Source organism: Pseudomonas sp. VS40, assembly GCF_018587885.1.
Taxonomy (GTDB): Bacteria; Pseudomonadota; Gammaproteobacteria; order Pseudomonadales; family Pseudomonadaceae; genus Aquipseudomonas; species Aquipseudomonas pergaminensis.
Genome location: NZ_JAGYWD010000007.1, coordinates 138455 through 159486, shown reverse-complemented (window position 1 = coordinate 159486; position 21032 = coordinate 138455). Strand labels below are relative to the sequence as shown.

General features: G+C 62.1%; 18 protein-coding genes and 1 riboswitch. Of the genes, 6 read left to right on the top strand and 12 right to left on the bottom strand.

The window, feature by feature from the left end:
- Positions 1-66: 66 nt before the first annotated feature.
- From KHP07_RS21505 to KHP07_RS21470, 8 genes are all read right to left on the bottom strand, one after another.
- Positions 67-777, bottom strand: coding sequence for a PqiC family protein (locus KHP07_RS21505; RefSeq protein ID WP_178076828.1), 711 nt, complete (start codon positions 775-777; stop codon positions 67-69).
- A gap of 176 nt (positions 778-953) precedes the next feature.
- Complete coding sequence (gene parC, locus KHP07_RS21500; protein WP_078046588.1) at positions 954-3218, bottom strand: DNA topoisomerase IV subunit A; 2265 nt, start codon at positions 3216-3218, stop codon at positions 954-956.
- Between the two features lie 73 nt (positions 3219-3291).
- Positions 3292-4287, bottom strand: coding sequence for an esterase-like activity of phytase family protein (locus KHP07_RS21495; RefSeq protein ID WP_078046587.1), 996 nt, complete (start codon positions 4285-4287; stop codon positions 3292-3294).
- Positions 4287-6194 (bottom strand): DNA topoisomerase IV subunit B, encoded by a 1908-nt coding sequence (parE, locus tag KHP07_RS21490; protein WP_078046586.1) that lies wholly within the window; start codon positions 6192-6194, stop codon positions 4287-4289. The genes KHP07_RS21495 and parE overlap by 1 nt, the downstream gene beginning before the upstream one ends.
- A gap of 45 nt (positions 6195-6239) precedes the next feature.
- Positions 6240-6848, bottom strand: coding sequence for a YqiA/YcfP family alpha/beta fold hydrolase (locus tag KHP07_RS21485; protein ID WP_078046585.1), 609 nt, complete (start codon positions 6846-6848; stop codon positions 6240-6242).
- Positions 6849-7053: 205 nt separating this feature from the next.
- Positions 7054-7869: a 3',5'-cyclic-AMP phosphodiesterase gene (gene cpdA / locus KHP07_RS21480; RefSeq protein ID WP_100491628.1), complete on the bottom strand. Its 816-nt coding sequence runs from the start codon at positions 7867-7869 to the stop codon at positions 7054-7056.
- A gap of 97 nt (positions 7870-7966) precedes the next feature.
- The gene (locus KHP07_RS21475) at positions 7967-8416 is read right to left on the bottom strand and encodes a DUF1249 domain-containing protein (protein WP_012721893.1); all 450 of its coding nucleotides are present in this window, start codon (positions 8414-8416) and stop codon (positions 7967-7969) included.
- The gene (locus tag KHP07_RS21470; RefSeq protein ID WP_078046583.1) at positions 8407-9024 is read right to left on the bottom strand and encodes an NUDIX domain-containing protein; all 618 of its coding nucleotides are present in this window, start codon (positions 9022-9024) and stop codon (positions 8407-8409) included. Before KHP07_RS21470 ends, KHP07_RS21475 begins: the two co-directional genes overlap by 10 nt.
- A gap of 193 nt (positions 9025-9217) precedes the next feature.
- Between KHP07_RS21470 and KHP07_RS21465 the strand changes: the two genes are divergently transcribed.
- A complete protein-coding gene (locus KHP07_RS21465) occupies positions 9218-9964 on the top strand; it encodes an RsiV family protein (RefSeq protein ID WP_078046582.1) in 747 nt (248 codons plus the stop codon).
- On the opposite strand, the gene cytX is transcribed toward KHP07_RS21465, so the two are convergent.
- On the bottom strand, positions 9933-11222 hold the full coding sequence (gene cytX, locus KHP07_RS21460) for a putative hydroxymethylpyrimidine transporter CytX (RefSeq protein ID WP_214497998.1): 1290 nt from the start codon (positions 11220-11222) through the stop codon (positions 9933-9935). The two genes, KHP07_RS21465 and cytX, sit on opposite strands and share 32 nt — an antisense overlap.
- A 140-nt stretch (positions 11223-11362) precedes the next feature.
- Complete coding sequence (gene thiC / locus KHP07_RS21455; RefSeq protein WP_099493518.1) at positions 11363-13267, bottom strand: phosphomethylpyrimidine synthase ThiC; 1905 nt, start codon at positions 13265-13267, stop codon at positions 11363-11365.
- A gap of 148 nt (positions 13268-13415) precedes the next feature.
- A riboswitch (TPP riboswitch) is annotated at positions 13416-13521 on the bottom strand.
- A gap of 196 nt (positions 13522-13717) precedes the next feature.
- On the opposite strand from thiC, the gene KHP07_RS21450 reads away from it, so the two are divergent.
- Positions 13718-15157 carry a TolC family outer membrane protein gene (locus KHP07_RS21450; RefSeq protein ID WP_100491630.1) on the top strand — a complete coding sequence of 480 codons (1440 nt, stop codon included), beginning with the start codon at positions 13718-13720 and terminating at the stop codon, positions 15155-15157.
- 120 nt (positions 15158-15277) lie between these two features.
- On the opposite strand, the gene waaA is transcribed toward KHP07_RS21450, so the two are convergent.
- On the bottom strand, positions 15278-16555 hold the full coding sequence (gene waaA / locus KHP07_RS21445; RefSeq protein ID WP_078046578.1) for a lipid IV(A) 3-deoxy-D-manno-octulosonic acid transferase: 1278 nt from the start codon (positions 16553-16555) through the stop codon (positions 15278-15280).
- A 23-nt stretch (positions 16556-16578) separates the two neighbouring features.
- Positions 16579-17469, bottom strand: a complete 891-nt coding sequence (locus tag KHP07_RS21440) for a LysR family transcriptional regulator (RefSeq protein WP_214497997.1) — start codon at positions 17467-17469, stop codon at positions 16579-16581.
- A gap of 102 nt (positions 17470-17571) precedes the next feature.
- On the opposite strand from KHP07_RS21440, the gene KHP07_RS21435 reads away from it, so the two are divergent.
- From KHP07_RS21435 to KHP07_RS21420, 4 genes are all read left to right on the top strand, one after another.
- Positions 17572-17907: a DMT family transporter gene (locus KHP07_RS21435; protein WP_012721885.1), complete on the top strand. Its 336-nt coding sequence runs from the start codon at positions 17572-17574 to the stop codon at positions 17905-17907.
- A 128-nt stretch (positions 17908-18035) separates the two neighbouring features.
- Entirely contained in the window at positions 18036-19211 is a 1176-nt protein-coding gene (locus tag KHP07_RS21430; RefSeq protein WP_078046576.1) for an NAD(P)/FAD-dependent oxidoreductase, read from the top strand.
- Entirely contained in the window at positions 19208-20020 is an 813-nt protein-coding gene (locus KHP07_RS21425; RefSeq protein ID WP_214497996.1) for an aldo/keto reductase, read from the top strand. Before KHP07_RS21430 ends, KHP07_RS21425 begins: the two co-directional genes overlap by 4 nt.
- Before the next feature lie 41 nt (positions 20021-20061).
- Positions 20062-21021 carry a metal ABC transporter ATPase gene (locus KHP07_RS21420; RefSeq protein ID WP_100491633.1) on the top strand — a complete coding sequence of 320 codons (960 nt, stop codon included), beginning with the start codon at positions 20062-20064 and terminating at the stop codon, positions 21019-21021.
- Positions 21022-21032 lie beyond the last annotated feature (11 nt).

The window sequence follows — 21032 nt, the reverse complement described above, 5'->3', positions numbered from 1 at the left end:
GTAGGTTTCAAGCCAACGAAAAAGGCCCGCTGATTCAGCGGGCCTTTTGTTTGTCTGCCATTCAGATCAGAACCTGAACACTTCCATATCCGTACGGATCGGCGTGGCCATCGGCATTTTCGGCTTCTGCGGCTCTGCCGGCTTGGCCTGCGCCGGGGCGCTCTGCTTGCGGGGTGCCTCGGCAATCGGCGGCTGGTTGGCCAAAGGCTTGAGCGCCACCGACAACTGCTGAGCCAGATGCTGCAACAACACGCCCTGGGCCTGGACCTGGGACGCGGTGGTGCCGGTGTGTTGTTCCTGCAAGTGCACGATACGGTTATCACGCACCTGGCCGCGACGGTCGATCAAACGCCATTGTGCATCGAGGATCGCCGGTTGCGACGCACCTGAATCAAGCCGAGTGATGGTCAGCAACACCTGCACATCCGGGGTGAAGCCGGTGGGTGCGGGCGCCAGCACTACGCGCTGGCTGTCCAACTGGCCTGCCACCTGGCGCAACATCAACTGGTTGATGTCGGAGGACAAGCTGCCCGCCCAACGACCATCGGTGGAACCTTGCAGGCTGCCGTCATTCTGACGTTGCAGGAGGGTTTCACGTTGCAGGTAGTCAGCCACGACTACCGGACCCAGCAAAACCGCCATGCCAGCGGTTTGTGCTGGCTGAGCCGGACTTCCGCTGTCCAGCTGGTACAGCGACACCGGCTGGTGTGTGCTGCAACCCGCCAGCCCCAAAAGGCCAGCGAGCATGAAAATAAAAGGAAGGCGTGGAGCAGTCATCATCCCATCCAGGTGGCTGCCACAAGGCGAACCACAATGTAATACTAAAAATAACCTAAACACGCTCGGCCACGCCGGCGCTGGAAAGGCCATATCATCCGTGAATATGCGCCATGACTCCAGCGCCAAAGCGTCGATCTACGGGTTAAATCGTAGATCGAGGGCTCTAATACGCGTTAAACCGGCGTTTCCACCAACAAAGCATCCACGCGCTGGAAGCCACGAGGCAATTTGTTACCACGCCGACCGCGCTCACCCTTGTAATGCTCAAGGTCGTCAGGACGCAATGACAGGGTACGTTTACCGGCCTGAAGCACCAACGTCGCGCCTTCCGGGATTACCGCGATATCGGTCACGTACTCTTCGCGACTGGCCACGCGCTCGCCAGGAATACCAATGATCTTGTTGCCTTTGCCTTTACCCAACTGCGGCAGGTCGCTGATTTTGAACACCAGCAAGCGACCTTCGGTGGTGACCGACGCCAGCCAGTTGCTCTCACGGTCGTCCACCGGCCGCGGCAGGATCACCTTGGCGTTGTTCGGCAAGCTCAGCAAGGCCTTGCCGGCCTTGTTCTTGGCCTGCAGGTCTTCACCTTTCACCACGAACCCGTAGCCCGCGTCGGAGGCGATCACGTACAGCGCATCATCGTCCGGCAGCAGCACGCACTCGAAATTCGCCCCTGGCGGCGGCGTCAGGCGCCCGGTCAATGGCTCGCCCTGCCCTCGTGCAGACGGCAAGGTGTGCGCCGGCACCGAATAACTGCGCCCAGTGGAGTCAATAAACACCGCAAACTGGTTGGAACGCCCGGCGGCGGCGGTCTTGAACCCGTCACCCGCCTTATACGACAAACCAGTGGCGTCAATATCATGCCCCTTGGCGGAACGAACCCAACCCTTTTCCGACAGAACGACGGTAATTTTCTCGTTCGGCAGCAGTTCGGTCTCGGTCAGCGCTTTCGCCTCAGCGCGCTCGACGATCGGTGAGCGACGGTCGTCGCCATAGGTTTCGGCGTCTTTGATCAGCTCGCTGCGCACCAGCTTCTTGAGCTTGGCCTCGCTGCCCAGCAACGCTTGCAGCTTGGCTTGTTCCTTGAGCAGCGCGTCCTGTTCGTCGCGCAGCTTCATTTCTTCCAGTCGTGCCAACTGGCGCAAGCGGGTGTCGAGGATGTAGTCAGCCTGGATCTCGCTGAGCTCGAAACGCGCGATCAGCTCGGCTTTAGGGTGCTCGGCGGTACGGATGATGTGGATCACTTCATCCAGGTTGAGGTAGGCGATCAACAAGCCGTCCAACAGGTGCAAGCGGCGCTCGACCTTGTCGAGGCGGAATTGCAGGCGGCGACGCACGGTCTGCACGCGGAACTCCAGCCACTCCACCAGCAGGTTGCGCAGGTTTTTCAGCTGCGGTTTGCCATCCAGGCCAATGATATTGACGTTGACCCGGTAGCTGGACTCCAGGTCCGTGCTGGCAAAGAGGTGCTGCATCAGCACTTCGTGATCGACCCGGCTGTTGGTCGGGATGATCACGATGCGGCACGGGTTTTCGTGGTCGGACTCGTCACGCAGGTCGGCAACTTGCGGCAGTTTCGACGGTTTGGCCTGCATCAGCGCGGCGATTTGCTCCAGCACTTTGGCGCCCGATACCTGGTGCGGCAGCGCGGTGACAATAATGTCGCCATCTTCGACGTGGTACACGGCACGCATGCGCACCGAGCCCTTGCCGGTTTCGTACATTTTCAGCAGGTCGGCACGCGGCGTGATGATTTCCGCTTCGGTCGGGTAGTCCGGGCCCTGGATATGCTCGCAGAGCTGTTCGACCGTGGCTTTCGGCTCATCCAGCAGGCGTACGCAAGCGCTGGCGACTTCGCGCAGGTTGTGCGGCGGAACGTCGGTGGCCATGCCCACGGCAATACCGGTGGTGCCATTGAGCAGGATGTTCGGCAAACGTGCCGGCAACACCAGGGGTTCTTCGAGGGTGCCGTCAAAGTTCGGGCCCCAGTTCGCGGTGCCCTGGCCCAATTCGCTGAGCAGCACTTCCGAATACCGCGACAGGCGGGCTTCGGTATAACGCATGGCGGCGAACGACTTGGGATCATCCGGCGCACCCCAGTTACCCTGGCCGTCCACCAACGTGTAGCGATAGCTGAACGGCTGGGCCATCAGCACCATTGCTTCGTAGCACGCCGAATCGCCGTGGGGGTGGAACTTACCGAGCACGTCACCGACGGTTCGCGCCGACTTCTTGTGCTTGGAATCAGCGTCCAGGCCCAACTCACTCATGGCGTAGATGATGCGCCGTTGTACGGGCTTCAGGCCGTCGCCGATATGCGGCAAGGCACGGTCCATGATCACGTACATGGAGTAGTTGAGGTAGGCATTTTCGGTGAAGTCAGCCAGCGACCGGCGTTCTACGCCATCTAAGCTGTCTGCGAGGATGTCACTCATGCGGGCCTCATCATGGTCTGGTATGGCGCAACGGAACTGCCGTTGCACCGGGTCAATTCAAAAAAACAGTGGCTCATGGCTGGGCGCTCCAGCCACCGGCAGGGGCGGCGAAACGATAGACCACGGGGCGTTTTTCACCATCGGCACGCGGGCCGAAATTATTGTCGATGCCCAGCCAGGCACCCTCGGCATCCACCACCAGGGCTTCTGCCAGGCCATAGGGCTGGGGATAACGCCGCTCGGGTGTCAGCGTCTCGTCGGCAAACGACCAGCACAGCTCGACCTTGGCGGTGACCGCATCACGCCGGCAAATCTGGAACGCATTGCGCTCCAGGGTAAACAGTTTGCCGTTGAACAGCGCCAGGTCGGCGAAGTCCTTGGACACGGCCTTGGCATCGGTGAACTTGGCCGGCTGCATTTCCTGGCCGGCCTCACTCAGCAATACGCAGGGACCGTCACAGCCCCACAGGCTTTGCGGACGCTTGATCGAAATCAGCCCGCGCCGCTCACGCTCGGCCGCCAACCAAATCTGATTGCCTTGCGGGTTGATCGCCAGGCCTTCAAACAACGCATTGAAGTGCAGCAACATGCCGCTGGCCCGCGCTTCACGCACCATGCCTGGGTCGATTTTCAACCACTCAGGCGCGCCCGTGACCGGCACTTGCAGCACCGCCGCATGGGCTTCGCTGACAATATAGCGGTTACCGGCGGCGTCGCAGGTGATGCCTTCAAAGTCCAGGTCGCCACCGCGAATGAACGAGGCGGCCTTGGTGCGCGAACGCAACCCCCACGGCAGCCCGGATTCAGGCACCGGCGGCACGTCGATCTTCACGGCTTCGGCCTGCCAGGTCGGCGCGCTGATATCCAGGCGGTAGATCTGGTCGTCATCGCGGTCGGAGACCGTCCACAAGTCGTTGCCACACAGTGCCAGCCCCGACAGATTACCGCCGCGCATGCCGTCCACCGGGTGCTCGGACACCCGCTTTAGCTCAGCCACGGGTGCGGCAACCACCTCGGTGGCCACCCACCCGCTCAACATCAGGATCGCCAGGGCGAAACCTGTGCGCATCAGCCCAGGACCTCGGCCAGGTTGCCTTTGGATTCCAGCCAGGACTTGCGGTCCGGCGCGCGTTTCTTCGCCAACAGCATGTCCATCATTTCCGAGGTTTCGGCGAAGTCTTCGCCCAGCGTCAACTGCACCAGGCGCCGCGTGTTCGGGTCCATGGTGGTTTCGCGCAGTTGTGGCGGGTTCATTTCACCCAGGCCTTTGAATCGCGTGACCTGTGGCTTGCCGCGTTTCTTCTCGGCCACCAGGCGGTCGAGGATGCCATCACGCTCGGCGTCGTCCAGGGCGTAGTAAATCTCTTTGCCCATGTCGATACGGTACAGCGGTGGCATGGCGACGTAGACGTGACCGGCATCCACCAACGGGCGGAAGTGCTGGACGAACAGCGCACACAGCAGCGTGGCGATGTGCAAGCCGTCGGAGTCGGCGTCGGCGAGGATGCAGATCTTGCCGTAGCGCAGCTGGCTCATGTCCGCCGCACCTGGGTCAACACCAATGGCCACGGCGATGTTGTGCACCTCCTGGCTGGCCAGGACTTCGCTGCCATCGACTTCCCAAGTGTTGAGGATCTTGCCCCGCAACGGCAGGATCGCCTGGAATTCCTTGTCCCGCGCTTGCTTGGCGGAACCGCCGGCGGAGTCACCTTCCACCAGGAACAGCTCGGAGCGCATCGGGTCCTGCCCGGCGCAATCGGCCAGCTTGCCGGGCAATGCCGGGCCCTGGGTGATGCGCTTGCGCTCGACTTTCTTGCTGGCCTTCAGGCGACGACCAGCGTTGTTGATCGCCAGTTCAGCCAGGGCCAGGCCTAATTCTGGGTGTTCGTTGAGCCACAGGCTGAACGCGTCCTTGACCACGCCGGAGACAAACGCCGCCGCTTCACGGGACGACAGGCGTTCCTTGGTCTGGCCGGAGAACTGCGGCTCCTGCATCTTCATCGACAGCACGAACGCGATGCGCTCCCACACGTCTTCCGGCGCCAGCTTCACGCCGCGCGGCAGCAGGCTGCGGTATTCGCAGAATTCACGCATGGCATCCAGCAAGCCCTGGCGCAAACCGTTGACGTGCGTGCCGCCCTGGGCCGTGGGGATCAGGTTGACGTAGCTTTCCTGCACGCTGTCGCCGCCTTCGGGCAACCACAGCAGCGCCCAGTCCACGGCTTCTTTATTACCGGCCAGGCTGCCGCAGAACGGCTCGTTGGGCAGGCGTTCGAACTCGCTGACGGAATCTTCCAGGTACGAGCGCAGGCCATCTTCGTAGTGCCATTCGACCTTCTCGCCGGTGCCTTTGTCTTCAAACGTCACCAGCAGGCCTGGGCACAGCACGGCCTTGGCCTTGAGCACGTGCTTGAGGCGGCTGATGGAGAATTTTGGCGAATCGAAGTATTTCGGGTCCGGGGCGAAGTACACGCTGGTGCCGGTGTTGCGCTTGCCAACGGTGCCGATCACTTCCAGGTCGGTGGCTTTGTAGCCATCGGCGAAGGTCATCTGGTACTCGTTGCCGTCGCGCTTGACCTTCACCCGTACCAGCGTGGACAGGGCGTTGACCACGGAAATACCCACACCGTGCAGGCCACCGGAGAATTGGTAGTTCTTGTTGGAGAACTTGCCACCGGCGTGCAGCTTGGTGAGGATCAGCTCGACGCCCGGCACGCCCTCTTCGGGGTGGATGTCCACTGGCATGCCACGACCATCGTCGGACACTTCCAGGGAATGGTCTGCGTGGAGAATGACATGCACCGACTTGGCGTGCCCAGCCAAGGCTTCGTCGACGCTGTTGTCGATGACTTCCTGGGCAAGGTGGTTCGGCCGACTGGTGTCGGTGTACATGCCGGGGCGTTTGCGCACCGGGTCGAGGCCCGAGAGGACTTCGATGGCGTCGGCGTTATAAGAGCTAGCGCTGGGAGTGGCCATGGGGTCTCGTCGTGAGTCGTTCGATTAAAAAGTGACCTGCGATTCTTACAATGAAGAAAAATCGAAGGATTGATACTGATCTGCGCCAATGCCGGCAAAGCTCAACATGGCCGGCAATTGCTGGGCGAACCCCTGGTAACCATGGTCGCCCCCGGCCTGGATGCGCAAGGCACAGGCCCGGTAGTACTGCTGGGCGAGGCGATAGTCCAGGGTTTCATCCCCGGTCTGCAACCACACCTGATACCGCGCGGCATCCTGGGGCGCCGGCACTTCCAGCTCGGCCAGCGCCGCGACGTGGTCGTGGGTCAGTTCCCAGGTTTCATCGGTGTAGAGGTTCTTCTGGGTGCCCAGGTAACCGTCGAACATCCGATGAGGGCTGACCGCCGGGTTCACCAGCAACGCCTTGAGGCCATGGCGTTCGGCAAGATGGGTTGCATAGTAGCCGCCGAGTGAGCTGCCGACCAGCAGTGGCCGCCCCAGTTCAGCGATAGCCGCTTCCAACTGAGGAATCGCCTGACGGGGATGGTGATGCAGGGCCGGAACGCGCAATTGGTCGGCCATGCCGAGAGCGTCCATCACGGTGATCAGTTGGCTGGCCTTATTGGACGCCGGCGCACTGTTGAAACCGTGGATATACAGGATCGAAGCGGACATGCCGGGCTCTCCATGCTTGCGCCAAAAAAGGCGCAGTTTACAGGGATCGAAGCCGTGTGTGATGCACTCAATCCAAAGGACACAGAAGACCCACTGTGGGCGCTGGCTTACCGGCGATGGCGGTGTATCCATCACACATTTATAGACTGGCACACTGCCATCACCGGCAAGCCAGCTCCCACAGGTTGATCAGCGTTTACAGGTTTTAATAGCCGTTGCTGCCGTAATCGACGGTAAAGGTGAAACCCTGGACCCGCTCCACCCCAGTCTCCAACCGTCCGTCGGCATGCAGGCGCAGCCAGCGATAACCCGGCGCTTGCTCGCTGACCTTGAAATCTTCGCTGCCCGGCGCGAACTGGATGCAGGTGGACGGCGACGCCAGCAAGCGCACGCCGTTGCGCTCGCGGTCGATTTCCTGGTGCACGTGGCCCCAGAGTACCGCCCGCACCTGTGGGAACCGGTCGAGCACAGCAAACAAAGCATCAGGATTGCGCAGGCCAATGGGCTCCATCCAGGCGCACCCGATAGGCACGGGATGATGATGGAAGCACACCAGATGATGCCGGTTCGGTGCTTCGCTCAGGGCCTGGGCGAGCAATTGCAGTTGTTGATCCTGCAGGTAGCCCGGCACGGAGCCTGGTACAGCGGAGTCCAGCAGGGTGACGCGCCAGTTGCCGATATCGACCACCGGTTCCAGCAGGTCACTGTGCACGGCGGCGCGGGCCATGATCTGCGGTTCGTCGTGATTACCGGGGATCCAGCGCGTCGGTGCCCCCATGGGCGCGGTCATGTCGCGAAATTGCTGGTACGACTCAAGCGTGCCGTCCTGGGACAGGTCCCCCGTGGCCAGTACCAGATCAATGCGCGGCTGTTGCGCGCTCACCAACTCGATCACGCGCTGCAGGCTTTCACGGGTGTTCATGCCCAGCAGCGTGCCGTCGGCCTCGGCGAACAAATGGCTGTCGGACAGTTGCACCAGCAATGCCGGCGCATCGGGGCTCACGGTGGATACGCTCGGCAAGGCGCTCTCCCAAGGCAATCACAGGAATGGACGTTTGGCGTGATTATGCTGGGGCAGGACGCAAAGAGGAAACCCAGGAAGCAGACGCAGTTCACATCTACCGCACAGCTTCGAACTCATGGCCCAGGGCCAGGCAGTGGCTCAACCATTCACCGAGGAACACATTGAGCTGTGCTTTCTCATCGGGCTGGTGCATGAACACGTTGGGGTAAGGATAGATGCTGCGAAAGCGCCGCGCATGTTCGGCGCTGATCACTTCGGCCATTCGCGCGTCGTGGTAGACCTGCACCTCCAGTTGCGGCACTGGCAGCCACGGCAAGCTGTGTTCCTGACGCACACGCAGGGTAGTGGTGTAGGGGCAGTTGACGATGACCTCCAGGGCCAGCACGCCGAGCATCTGGTCGCCGTGGGTCACACCGATGCGCCGCGCCTCCGGGGCGTGGCGCATATCGGGGAGCAGGCGCATCAACCGCGCGTAATTGGCCTCGCAGGCTGCTTGCAGCCCGATCAGGTCGACTCGATAACGTTCCCGTGCCTTTACTGCCATAACCCCCTCACTTCTGCGCGATTAAGCGCAAGCCATTGCAGGGCGATGATGCTGGCTGCATTGGAAATTTTGCCGTCACGCACCGCTTGCAGGGCATCTTCGAAGGCCCATACGGTGACGCGGATATCTTCAGCTTCTTCTTCCAATCCATGGACGCCACCTACACCGGCGCTGTCGCAGCGGCCCAGGTACAAGTGCACGTATTCTGTACTGCCGCCGGGTGACGGGAAATATTGGGTGATCGGCCACAGTGCCGAGAATGTCAGCCCAGCTTCCTCCTCGGCTTCGCGGTGTGCAACCTCCTCCGGTTGCTCATCCTTGTCGATCAGGCCCGCGACCATCTCGATCAGCCAGGGGTTGTCGGTACGGCCCATGGCGCCGACGCGAAATTGCTCGTTCAACACCACTTCATCGCGCTGCGGGTCGTAGGGCAACACACACACGGCGTCGTGGCGAACGAAGATTTCACGATTGATCACCCGGCTCATGCCGCCATCGAACTTTTCGTGGCGCAGTTGCATGCGATCAAGCTTGTAGAAGCCCTTGTAGGCATTCTCGCGCTGAACAATTTCGATTTTGCTCGGCTTCGATTTTGCAAAGTCCGTCATGTCCCATCCTCGTTAAGCCTGCGCAATGGGCGCCATCCTAACGCGCTCCTGCACCTTGGCGCAGCCCCTTTCCAGTTGCCGGGATAGACGGCGGGCGTCAAACACACTCTAATCAGCTTAGTGGCGAACTGACTGCCGTGCTGGCAGTCGAAGCTCCACAAATTTCGCTCTTATCGATAGACGAAGGACTTACATGTCGCTTTTAAAAATCGCCTCCGTGGCCTGCATCGCATTGACCCTCGGCGCTTGCCAGAGCCTGTTCCAACCGAGCTACAAGGCACCGCTGGAAGCCACTCGCGACGCCACCGAGCAAAGCAAGCCGGGCTGCGCCAGCGCTGATTGCCCGCTGGTGAATATCGACACGGTGCACTTTGCCAAGGAGCCCAAGCTCGACGCGCTGATCGAACAGCGCCTGCTGGAAATGACCAGCACCAACTCGAACGACCCGCTGCCGACCAGCCTCGACACCTACCGCGAGCAGTTCCTGCGCACTGCCGCACCGCGCAACAGCATGTACTTGCAGGCCAAGGTACGCGAACAGCATGACGGCTTGGTGATCATCGAGTTGTCCAGCTACCTGGACCAGGGAGCCACCCACGGCGAGCCGGGCCGCGCCTTCATCAACTACTCACGCCAGCAGCAAAAGGCCCTGACCCTGACCGATATGCTGTTGCCCGGCAAGGAAGACGCGTTCTGGAAAGCCGCCCAAGTGGCGCACAACAGCTGGCTGATCAGCACCCGCCTGAGCCTGGAACCGGAGTACGTGAAACAGTACCCTTTCCAGAAAACCCCTAACGTGGCGCTCACCTACGGTGGCGTGATCCTCAAGTACCCCACCACCACCATTGCGCCGTATGCCTTGGGCCACGTCGAATTGCAGATTCCCTACTCGCGCCTGGACGGTATTCTCAAACCTGAACTGGTGCCCGCGCGCCGCTGAAGGCCCGGCCCAGGATGAGTTGCAACAGCCCTGCCAGCACCAAAGCCGGCAGGGTCGCGCCGACGTCCGGATACAGATTGGCCAGCAGGTGGTATGTCGCGATACCGCCCAGCCAGGCGACCAATGCCGGCCAGCGCAGACTGGCTACTGCACCCGCTCTACGATGGCGCAGAATGAAGTGATCCACCAGCACCACGCCAAACAACGGCGCAAACACCGAGCCGATCAGCAGCAGGAAATTCTGGTATTGCGCCAACGGCGCAAAACAGGCGATCAGGGTGCAGATGACGCCGATGGCCAGGGCCAGGTGCTCGACCTTCAAGCGCAACAGGATCCCGCTCGACACTGCCGCCGAGTGGATATCGGCGAAGGCGTTTTCTGATTCGTCCAACAGGATCAGCAGCAGCGGAATACCCAGGCCCGCACCGGCCAAAGCCAGCAAAAGCGCATTTACCTCACCGCTCGGCGCGAATGCCAGGGTGTAGGCCACGCCCAGGCTCATCAGCCAGAAGTTACCGATAAAGAAGCCCAGGGCGGTGCCGCCGAACACGTTTTTCGCGCGTTTGCCGAAGCGTGAGTAGTCGGCAATCAGCGGCAACCACGACAGCGGCATGGCGATGGCAATGTCAAAGCCCACCGCGAACGGCATAGAGCCGTCACCGGCCTGGGCCCAGAGTGCGGCGAGGTCGGCTTTGGCGAACAGGTTCCAGGTCAGCCACAGGCAGGCGGCGAGCAGCAGCCAGATCCCCCATTTGCGCAGGATCTGGCGCACAAAGGTCAGTGGGCCGCTGACGGCCAGCAAGGTCGCCAGGCCGCCGAAGAACAGGGTCCACAGCAAAGGGCTGGCCAACAAGCTGCCGTCACTGAAGGCCCGTGCGCCCAACAGGCTGGCCGCGTCGCGCATCACAATGATTTCAAACGAGCCCCAGCCGATCAGCTGCAGCAGGTTGAGCAGCGCCGGCAGGCTGGCGCCCTTGCCCCCCAGGCTGAGCTTGAGCGCGGCCATGGCGGACAGGCCGGTGTCGCTGCCGATCACGCCGACGGCAGCCAGCAACAGCACGCCGACCAGGGTGCCGAGGAAAATCGCCAGCAACGACCCGGACAAGCCCAGGCCCGGTGCGAGCAAGGCGCCGGTTTGCAGGACCATCAGGCCGATGCCGAGGGAGAACCACAGGGAGAACAGGTCGCGGGCACCGAAGACGCGTTTGTCAGCGGGAACCGCGATGTCTGGGGAGTAGGTGCTGGGTTGAATGCTCAAGGGTGTTATCTCTGAGGGACACTTTGATGTTTGGCAGATCGCTATCGCGGGCAAGCCCGGCTCCCACACCGGAATGCATTTCAAATGTGGGAGCCGGGCTTGCCCGCGATGGCGGCGGCACAGTCACCGCCGCCTCTGGATCAGACCTTCTTGTACAGCTGGCTACCTTCCTGCTTGAACCGCTCCGCCTGCTCGGCCAAGCCCTTGGCCACGTCCACGTCCACCGCTTCAATGCGTTGGTTGGCCGCGTACTCACGCACTTCCTGGGTGATTTTCATCGAGCAGAACTTCGGCCCGCACATCGAGCAGAAATGCGCGACCTTGGCTGAGTCCTTCGGCAGGGTTTCGTCGTGATAGGAACGCGCGGTGTCCGGGTCCAGGCCAAGGTTGAACTGGTCTTCCCAGCGGAACTCGAAGCGCGCCTTGCTCAGCGCGTTATCGCGGATCTGCGCGCCCGGATGGCCTTTGGCGAGGTCCGCCGCATGGGCAGCGATCTTGTAGGTGATGATCCCGGTCTTCACGTCATCCTTGTTCGGCAGGCCCAAGTGTTCCTTGGGCGTGACGTAGCAAAGCATGGCGCAACCGAACCAGCCGATCATCGCCGCACCGATGCCGGAGGTGATGTGGTCGTAGCCCGGCGCGATGTCGGTGGTCAGTGGGCCGAGGGTGTAGAACGGCGCTTCGTCGCAGCACTCGAGCTGCTTGTCCATGTTCTCCTTGATCAACTGCATCGGCACGTGGCCGGGGCCTTCGATCATGGTTTGCACGTCGTGCTTCCAGGCGGTCTTGGTCAATTCGCCGAGGGTTTCCAACTCGCCAAATTGCGCGGCGTCGTTGGCGTCGGCAATCGAGCCCGGGCGCAGGCCATCACCGAGGGAGAAGCTGACGTCGTAGGCCTTCATGATTTCGCAGATTTCGTCGAAATGCGTGTAGGTGAAGTTTTCTTTGTGGTGTGCCAGGCACCACTTGGCCATGATCGAGCCGCCACGGGACACGATGCCGGTGACGCGCTTGGCGGTCAGCGGCACGTAGCGCAGCAACACGCCGGCGTGGATGGTGAAGTAGTCGACGCCCTGCTCCGCCTGTTCGATCAGGGTGTCGCGGAACAGCTCCCAGGTCAGGTCCTCGGCGGCGCCGCCGACTTTTTCCAGGGCCTGGTAGATCGGCACGGTACCAATCGGCACCGGCGAGTTGCGGATGATCCACTCGCGGGTTTCATGGATGTGCTTGCCGGTGGACAAGTCCATCACCGTGTCCGAGCCCCAGCGAATGCCCCAGGTGAGTTTCGCCACTTCTTCTTCGATGGACGAACCCAGGGCGCTGTTGCCGATGTTGCCGTTGATCTTCACCAGGAAGTTACGGCCGATGATCATCGGTTCCAGTTCGGTGTGGTTGATGTTGGCCGGGATGATCGCGCGGCCACGGGCGATTTCTTCGCGCACGAATTCAGGCGTGATGATCTTCGGCACGCTGGCGCCAAAGCTGTGGCCGGCGTGTTGCTGGTCGAGCAGGCCACTGGCGCGGGCTTCTTCAAGCTTCATGTTTTCGCGGATGGCGACGTATTCCATCTCGGCGGTGATGATGCCTTTGCGCGCGTAATGCATTTGGGTGACGTTGGCGCCGGCCTTGGCACGGCGCGGGTTTTTCACGTGGGCGAAACGCAGGGCAGTCAGTTCGGCGTCGCTGAGGCGCTGTTGGCCGAAGTGCGAAGTGAGGCCCGGCAGGCGTTCGGTGTCGCCCCGCACTTCGATCCACGGCGAGCGCACATCGCCCAGGCCTTTGCGCACGTCGATGATCACATTGGGGTCGGTGTAGGGGCCGGAGGTGTCATAGACCACAACGGGAGCGTTGATTTCACCGCCGAAGTCGGTGGGGGTCACATCCAGGCTGATTTCGCGCATCGGCACGCGGATGTCCGGGCGAGTGCCCTGCACGTAGATTTTTTGCGAGCGGGTAAACGGCTGCACGGAGCCAGAGTCGACCTTGGCCGATTCACTCAGGTGCACGGTGTTTTTGAATTTTGTACTTTTTATTTCTGTGCTCATCACGGGCTCTCCAACTATCCAGGCGGTGGATTTTTGTCGGAGCGAACCTGTGACGGATGGACGCACTGAAACCAGTGCTGTGCTTGGCGCACGAGGGCTGTTCGATTGTCGAACAGCATCCCGGACGAAGCACAAGAGGACTCGCCGGGTGACGAGAAATCTTGTTCCCTACGCAGGCGCTAACCTGATCAGGTTCAACGGGATCCGGTATTTACCGATCTCAGCCTTCCAACAAGGCACCCCGACAAGAACGCGGCCAGTCTAGACCATGCCGTGGGCAAATTGCCAATAGCGGTGCATTCAGCGTGATGAATGGCGTGATTGCGGGATTGTTGCGCCGAGTCAGCGCCACTACACTCGGTTGCCGCCACAATGCTTGACGCCAGGCATGGCCCGCCTTAGCCTTGGGCGCTAAATTATCACCGTAATATTAAAACTAGGGATCGCCTCATGCTGCGCAAACTTTCACTGGCTCTCGCCGTGTCTTGTGCGACCAACGGAATGGTCTGGGCAGCTGAAGCGCCCTTGTCCGCCAAAACTGATTTGGTCAGCGTCTACCAGGAAGCGGTGGACAACAACGCCGACCTGGCCGCTGCCCGTGCCCAGTACGGCGCGCAAAAAGAAGTAGTGCCCCAGGCCCGTGCCGGGTTGCTGCCCAACCTGTCGGGCGGTGCCGATATCAACAACGTGCGCACCCAGATCGACACGCCCGCCGCCACCGCCAACCGCGATGCGCACTCCTGGCGCGCGACGCTGAGCCAGCCGCTGTTCCGTGCCGACCGCTGGTTCCAGCTGCAGGCGGCCGAGGCCACCAACGAACAGGCCGCGCTGCAACTGTCGGCCACCGAACAGAACCTGATCCTGCAAAGCGCCGAAAGCTACTTTGCCGTGCTGCGCGCCCAGGATAATCTGGCCTCGACCAAGGCCGAAGAAAACGCCTTCAAGCGCCAACTGGACCAGTCCAACGAGCGCTTCGACGTGGGCCTGTCGGACAAGACCGACGTGCTGCAATCCCAGGCCAGCTACGACACTGCGCGCGCCAACCGGATCCTGGCCCAGCGCCAGGTCGAAGACGCCTTTGAAGCGCTGATCACCCTGACCAACCGCCAGTACAACTCGATCCAGGGCATTGTCCACACGCTGCCGGTGCTGCCACCGCTGCCGAACGACGCCAAGGCCTGGGTTGAAACCGCCGGCCGCCAGAACCTGAACCTGCTCGCCAGCAACTACGCCGTCACCGCCGCCGAAGAAACCCTCAAGCAACGCAAGGCCGGGCATGCGCCGACGCTCGACGCAGTGGCGCAATATGAAAAAGGCGATAACGACGCCCTCGGCTTCAGCAACCCGAATGCCTTTGGCACGCCCTATCGCGGCGATGTGGAACAACGCACCATCGGCCTGCGCCTGAACATCCCGATCTACAGCGGCGGGCTGACCAGCTCCCAAGTGCGTGAGTCCTACTCGCGCCTGGGCCAGACCGAGCAGCAACGCGAAGGCCTGCGCCGCCAGGTGGTGGAAAACACCCGTAACCTGCACCGCGCGGTGAACACCGATGTGGAACAGGTACAGGCGCGCCGCCAGTCGATCATCTCCAACCAGAGCGCGGTGGAAGCCACGGAAATCGGTTATCAGGTGGGGACGCGCAACATCGTCGATGTGCTGGATTCACAGCGCCAGCTCTATGCGTCGGTGCGCAACTACAACAACAGCCGCTACGACTACATTCTCGACAACCTGCGCTTGAAGCAAGCGGCGGGCACCTTGAATCCAGGGGACCTGCAGGACCTGGCGCGCTACCTCAAGGCTGACTACAACCCGGATAAGGACTTCCTGCCACCGGACTTGGCCAAGGCTGCGGCCGAACAGCTCAAGGCCCGCCCGAATAATTGATAACACTGCAAAACCCATGTGGGAGCGGGCTTGCTCGCGAATGCGGTGTGTCAGCCAGTACATCCGGTACTGATACACCGCATTCGCGAGCAAGCCCGCTCCCACATTTGATTTGTGTTGTCAGTGGTTTAGCAATCGGCCCAAACCCTCCAGCAAACGCTTCAGCGCGCCCTGGTTGGCCTGCATCACCTTGAGCCCCGCCTGTGCCATCTTGCGGGCATCCTGGGGCAGTTCGAACAACTGGCGCACGGCTTCGGCCAATCCTTCAGCGTCATCCACCTCTCGCAACGCACCCGCCTCACGCATCATCGCGGTGATTTCGAGGAAATTGAACACGTGCGGGCCCATGATCACCGGCAATGCCAACGCTGCCGGCTCCAGCGGATTATGCCCACCGGTCGCCACCAGGCTGCCGCCCACAAAGGCGCTGTCGGCCAACGCGTAGAGAAACAGCAATTCGCCCATAGTGTCGCCGAGCAATACCGACGTCTGCGCAGTGACGGGCTCGCCGCTGGAGCGACGCACCGTGGCAAAGCCCTGCTGCGTGCACAGTTCGAACATCGGGCCGAAACGTTCCTGGTGACGCGGCACCAGGATCAGCAGCGCGTTTGGATAACTGTCGAGCAGTTGACGATGGGCTGCCAGCACCACCTCATCTTCACCTTCATGGGTACTGGCGGCGATCCACACCGGACGCTCACTGGCGCCCCACTGCTCGCGCAATGCAGCAGCGCGTACCGGTAACTGGGGGTCGATGGTCAGGTCGAACTTGATTGAGCCGGTGACTTCGACGGTTTCCGGCCGAGCACCGAGGCTCAGGAAGCGCTGGGCTTCGGTCTGGGTCTGTACGGCGAACAGGCTCATTTGCGACAGCATCGGCGCCGTCAACTTGGCAAAGCGCGCGTAGCCCTTGGCCGAACGTGCCGACAACCGTGCATTGGCCAGTGCCACCGGGATCCCGCGCTGGGCGCAGGCGTGGATATGGTTGGGCCATAACTCGGTTTCCATGATCACCGCCAGCTTGGGCTGCACGCGATCAAGGAAGCGCTTGGCGGCGCACGGCAAGTCATACGGCAAGTAGCAGTGCTGGATGCGAGGCTCATTGGCAAACAACGCCTGGATGCGCTCGGAACCGGTCGGCGTCATGCAGGTAACGGTGATCGGCAACGTTGGATAGCGCGCCAGCAGCCCGCGCACCATTGGCGCGGCGGCAATGCTCTCGCCCACGGACACGGCATGCACCCAGATCCCGCCCGGCTGCATCACCGGCAGGCCATAGGAGAAGCGCTCGCTGACGCGCTTGGCATAGGCCGGCGCCTTGCGCGCGCGCAGCCACAGACGTAAAGCCACCAAGGGCAGCGCCAGGTAAAACAGACAGCTGTAGAGAGTTCTATTCATGGCGGCGGAGTTTATCGGCTTTTTCAGTCGATCGCCTGCAAGCACTCGGCAAATCGTTTGGCCAGGAAGCGCGCGGCCGGCCCCAGATGCTCGTCGCGCCGCCACACCAGCTCCACCACCAAGGCCGGCGGCGTCCATTCGCTGTGCAGTTCCACCATTTGTTGCTGGTAGGTCGGGTACTGCACGATATGCCGGGGCAGCCAGGCCCAGCCCAGGCCGCTCATTAGCCACTCGGCCAGGACGTAGAAACTGTCGGCGCGCCACACCAACGGGCTCGCGGCTTCGCTGCCGGGGTAGACGCTGGTCTGGGTCGACATCAGCAACTGCCGAAACTGCGCCAAGTGCTGGCACGTCACGTAGCGCTCCTTGGCCAGCGGGTGGTTCACGCCGCACACAGTGACCATCTCCACGCTGCCGACCACCCTCCGCTCCAGCGCTTCGGGGATCTGGTCGTGATAGAACAGCAGGCCCAGATCAGCCTTGCGCTCCACCAGCTTACGCGCCACATCGCCCTGGGCCGCGCTGGATAGCTGCACCTCCAGCAGCGGGTATTGCCCGGCCAGCGCCTCAAGGCTATCGAGCACCGGCTGGAACAACATCGCCTCATCCTGGGCCAGGCTCAGGCAAGCCTCCTCGCCGCGAGTCAGCGACAACGCCCGACCGTTGAGCCGCTCACACTGGCGCAGCACTTCGCGCGCCTCCTCCAGCAGCACGCTGCCGGCTTCGGTGAGGCGCGGTTGGCGGCCACTGCTGCGTTCGAACAGGCTCACGCCAAGGTCAGCCTCCAGCAGGGCAATCCCGTTGCTGACCGCCGATTGGGCCTTGCGCTGCTGGCGCGCCACCGCCGAAAACGAACGCTGCTCGGCAACGCTGACAAACAGGCGCATCTGCTCCAGATCCCACTGCACGCTCATGGCTCAACCCATCTCTAATTCGGATAGGTAATGACTTTACCCCATCTGGGTGAACGCTAGAATGCGTGCCTTATCTGATTGCTATACCCCGAGGATTGACCCATGAACGCCGCTTACTGCTACCTGGCCATTGCCATCTGCTCGGAAGTGATTGCCACTGTTTCCATGAAGGCCATCAAGGGCTGGAGCACGCCGATCCCACTGCTGCTGGTGATCGTCGGCTACGGCGTGGCGTTCTGGATGCTGACGCTGGTGGTGCGCACGGTGCCGGTGGGCGTGGCCTACGCCGTGTGGGCCGGGATGGGCATTGTGATGGTGAGCATCGCGGCACTGTTTATCTACGGGCAGAAGCTGGATATTCCGGCGATGCTGGGGATGGGCCTGATCGTGCTGGGCGTCGTCGTGATTCAGCTATTCTCGAAAACCGCCGGCCACTGAAATACACACCTGTAGGAGCCCGGCTTACCGGCGTGGCGGTCTCTCAGACGCCATCGCCGGCAAGCCGGGCTCCTACAAATAGTGATCCCTGTATACTGCGCCCCTTGTCTTGAACACTGAGGTCGCCCATGCCATCCGTTATTTCCACCGACGTTCTGATTGTCGGCGCCGGGGTTGCCGGCCTCTGGCTGAATGCGCGCCTGCGCCGCCAGGGGTTTTCCACGGTGGTGGTGGAAAGCGCCACCTTGGGTGGCGGGCAAAGCGTGAAGTCCCAGGGGATCATCCACGGCGGTGCAAAATACGCCCTGCACGGCGCCCTCACCGGCGCCTCCGAAGCCATTGCCGATATGCCGCGCCGCTGGCGTGAAGCACTGGCGGGCAACGGTGAGCTGGACCTGTCCGGCGTGCGCTTGCTCTCCGAAGCGCATTACCTGTGGTCCCCGGGTACTCTCGCCGGCAACCTCACCAGCTTTTTCGCCAGCAAGGCTGTGCGCGGCCGTGTCGACCAGGTCAAGGGCGACGACCTGCCCCCCGCCCTGCAAGACCGCCGTTTCAAGGGCAAGGTCTATCGCCTGGCGGAGCTGGTCATCGACGTGCCGAGCCTGATCGAACGCCTGGCGCAACTGGCTGGCGATGGCTTGCTTGCCGGGCAACACATCGAGCCCTTGCTTGAAGACAACGCACTGGTGGGTTTGAAGGTCGACGGTCGCGAGATCCGCGCCCAGCGCATCGTGTTGAGTGCCGGCGCTGGCACGGCTGACCTGTTGGCCGCGCTGGGCCTGAGCCAGCCGGCCATGCAGACGCGCCCCCTGCACATGATCATCGCCAAAGGCCCCGGCCTGAAGCCGCTGTATGCCCACTGCCTGGGCGGCGGCACCAAGCCGCGCATCACCGTCACCACCCACCCGGCGGCGGACGGCAACTGGGTGTGGTACATGGGCGGCGACATCGCCGAAGCCGATGGCGTGGCGCGCACACCGCAAGAACAGATCGCCACGGCGCAGAAAGAGTTGGCGCAGTTGCTGCCCTGGATCGACATGAGCCAGACCCAATGGGCCACCCTGCGCGTCGACCGTGCCGAGCCGCTGCAGTCGGGCTTGAGCCGTCCCGACAATGCCTTCCTCGCCGAGCAAGGCCGCCTGCTTGTGGGCTGGCCGACCAAACTGGCACTGGCGCCGGACTTCGCTGATCGCGTCATCAGCAGCCTTGAACGTGACGGCATCCGCCCGAGCGCCAGCGAGCCCCTGCCCGACCTGCCAAAACCCGCCATTGGCGTACCTGCCTGGGAGCAACTGTTGCCATGAGCCTGCCCACCCTGCACGACCTGCATCGCCCTCTCGGCAGCACCGGCCTGTTGGTGTCACCGCTGGGCCTGGGCACCGTCAAGCTGGGTCGCGACCAAGGGGTGAAATACCCCAGCGGCTTCCAGATCCCCGGTGACGACGAAGCCCGCATGCTGTTGCGCCAGGCTCGCGAACTGGGGATCAACCTGATCGATACCGCGCCGGCCTATGGCATGAGCGAGGAACGCTTGGGGCCGCTGTTGCGTGACCAGCGCAAGGACTGGGTGATTGTCAGCAAGGTCGGCGAAGAGTTCGAGAATGGCGTCTCCCGCCACGACTTCAGCGCGGCCCACACGCGGATGTCCATCGAACGCAGCTTGAAACGACTTGAAACTGATTTTATCGACCTGGTGCTGGTGCACTCGAACGGCAACGACCTGCACATCCTCAACGACTGCGAGGTCTACCAAACCCTGGCAGCGCTGAAACAGGAAGGCAAGATCCGCGGTTTCGGCTTCTCCGGGAAGACTGTCGAAGGCGGCGTGAAGGCTCTGGAACAAGGCGATTGCGCCATGGTCACCTACAATCTGAACGAACAGGCCGAGAAAGCCGTCATTGATTACGCGGCGGCACACGGCAAGGGCATCCTGGTGAAAAAGGCCCTGGCCAGCGGCCACGTGTGCCTGGAGCCGGGAATGGATCCAATTCGTGCCAGTTTCATGTTGTTGTTTGCGCAAACGGGCGTCGCCAGTGCTATTGTCGGGACCATTAATCCGCTGCACCTGGCTCATAACGTGGCGACCGCTGCCCAAGTCATTCGTCAACTCTGATGCCGCCGACGCGGCCGACCCCGTCGCAAGAAGGAGCCGACATGCCGCGAACGCTCATAAGAAAAAACCCTAGCAACTTCAAAACACTGCCGCTGCACGTCGAAGCCACCCCCGAAGGCCTGAGCTACCAGAGCGTGGGCATGCCGCTCAACTTTGCCCAGACCCTGCAACGGCGCAAGCCGGTGGAAGTGGCCGACCCCGAGCGCTTTGCCCTGGAGCTGGCCAACCTCGGCGTGTCGGTGCGACTCACCCTGCATTGGCAAAACAAGGATTACTGGGTACTGGTGCGCCAGCGCCGCCAGGACCGTGGTGACGTGGTGCTCAAGCTGATTTCCGGCTACGTACCCGCCCACGAGTTGAACCTGCCACTGCATACCGCCATTCAGGAAATTGCCGAAGAGTGCCTGCTGGAGACGCCAGAAGGTTGGCTCAGTGGGCGCTTCAATGACACCTGGTTGCCGGCGCCTTACTCCGCCGCGCTGCATTACCGCGAAGCCCTGCCCTTTCGCCTCAGCCCGCTGTCCGGCGCCGCCCGACCGGTGCGTTGCGCCACCACCCAGTTGATCGAACGCCCGCGCGCCTATGTGCACCTGCCCACTGCCTCGCTGCAACTGATTTACGACCTGCGCCTGGAAGTGCCCAAGGAAGCCAAATCCCTGAGCCTGTTCCATGTGGACGAACGCCTGGAAGGCGACCAACTGGTTGCCCGCCTCGACCGTCAGCGCCCGGACCTGTACCTGATGCCGCTCAAAGACGGCCAGCCCCTCGCCGAGTTGTACACGGTCAAGAAAGACCAACTGTACCCGGCGAGCACGCGAGGGGTGTACTTGGCGGAAAGCTTCGCCCAACAGGAAGGCTGGCTGGTGCGTGACGAGCGGATTCGCTGGAAGGATTGGCTACGCCAGCAAGGCCTGGCAACGCCTGAGAAAGAATCGAAATTGAAACGCCTGGCACAGCGGGTGCTGCGCAAGATCGTGCCGAAGAAAAAAGCCAGCCGCTGATTTGAAGAGCC

What these genes read in the sequence shown, in the direction of transcription:
- KHP07_RS21465 (WP_078046582.1), top strand. Translation starts at nt 9,218, where the DNA reads ATGTCGCTTTTAAAAATCGCCTCCGTGGCCTGCATCGCATTGACCCTC.
- KHP07_RS21475 (WP_012721893.1), bottom strand. Translation starts at nt 8,416, where the DNA reads ATGGCAGTAAAGGCACGGGAACGTTATCGAGTCGACCTGATCGGGCTG.
- thiC (WP_099493518.1), bottom strand. Translation starts at nt 13,267, where the DNA reads ATGAGCACAGAAATAAAAAGTACAAAATTCAAAAACACCGTGCACCTG.
- KHP07_RS21485 (WP_078046585.1), bottom strand. Translation starts at nt 6,848, where the DNA reads ATGTCCGCTTCGATCCTGTATATCCACGGTTTCAACAGTGCGCCGGCG.
- KHP07_RS21470 (WP_078046583.1), bottom strand. Translation starts at nt 9,024, where the DNA reads ATGACGGACTTTGCAAAATCGAAGCCGAGCAAAATCGAAATTGTTCAG.
- KHP07_RS21420 (WP_100491633.1), top strand. Translation starts at nt 20,062, where the DNA reads ATGCCGCGAACGCTCATAAGAAAAAACCCTAGCAACTTCAAAACACTG.
- parE (WP_078046586.1), bottom strand. Translation starts at nt 6,194, where the DNA reads ATGGCCACTCCCAGCGCTAGCTCTTATAACGCCGACGCCATCGAAGTC.
- waaA (WP_078046578.1), bottom strand. Translation starts at nt 16,555, where the DNA reads ATGAATAGAACTCTCTACAGCTGTCTGTTTTACCTGGCGCTGCCCTTG.
- KHP07_RS21440 (WP_214497997.1), bottom strand. Translation starts at nt 17,469, where the DNA reads ATGAGCGTGCAGTGGGATCTGGAGCAGATGCGCCTGTTTGTCAGCGTT.
- KHP07_RS21430 (WP_078046576.1), top strand. Translation starts at nt 18,036, where the DNA reads ATGCCATCCGTTATTTCCACCGACGTTCTGATTGTCGGCGCCGGGGTT.
- KHP07_RS21435 (WP_012721885.1), top strand. Translation starts at nt 17,572, where the DNA reads ATGAACGCCGCTTACTGCTACCTGGCCATTGCCATCTGCTCGGAAGTG.
- KHP07_RS21495 (WP_078046587.1), bottom strand. Translation starts at nt 4,287, where the DNA reads ATGCGCACAGGTTTCGCCCTGGCGATCCTGATGTTGAGCGGGTGGGTG.
- KHP07_RS21425 (WP_214497996.1), top strand. Translation starts at nt 19,208, where the DNA reads ATGAGCCTGCCCACCCTGCACGACCTGCATCGCCCTCTCGGCAGCACC.
- KHP07_RS21450 (WP_100491630.1), top strand. Translation starts at nt 13,718, where the DNA reads ATGCTGCGCAAACTTTCACTGGCTCTCGCCGTGTCTTGTGCGACCAAC.
- KHP07_RS21505 (WP_178076828.1), bottom strand. Translation starts at nt 777, where the DNA reads ATGACTGCTCCACGCCTTCCTTTTATTTTCATGCTCGCTGGCCTTTTG.
- parC (WP_078046588.1), bottom strand. Translation starts at nt 3,218, where the DNA reads ATGAGTGACATCCTCGCAGACAGCTTAGATGGCGTAGAACGCCGGTCG.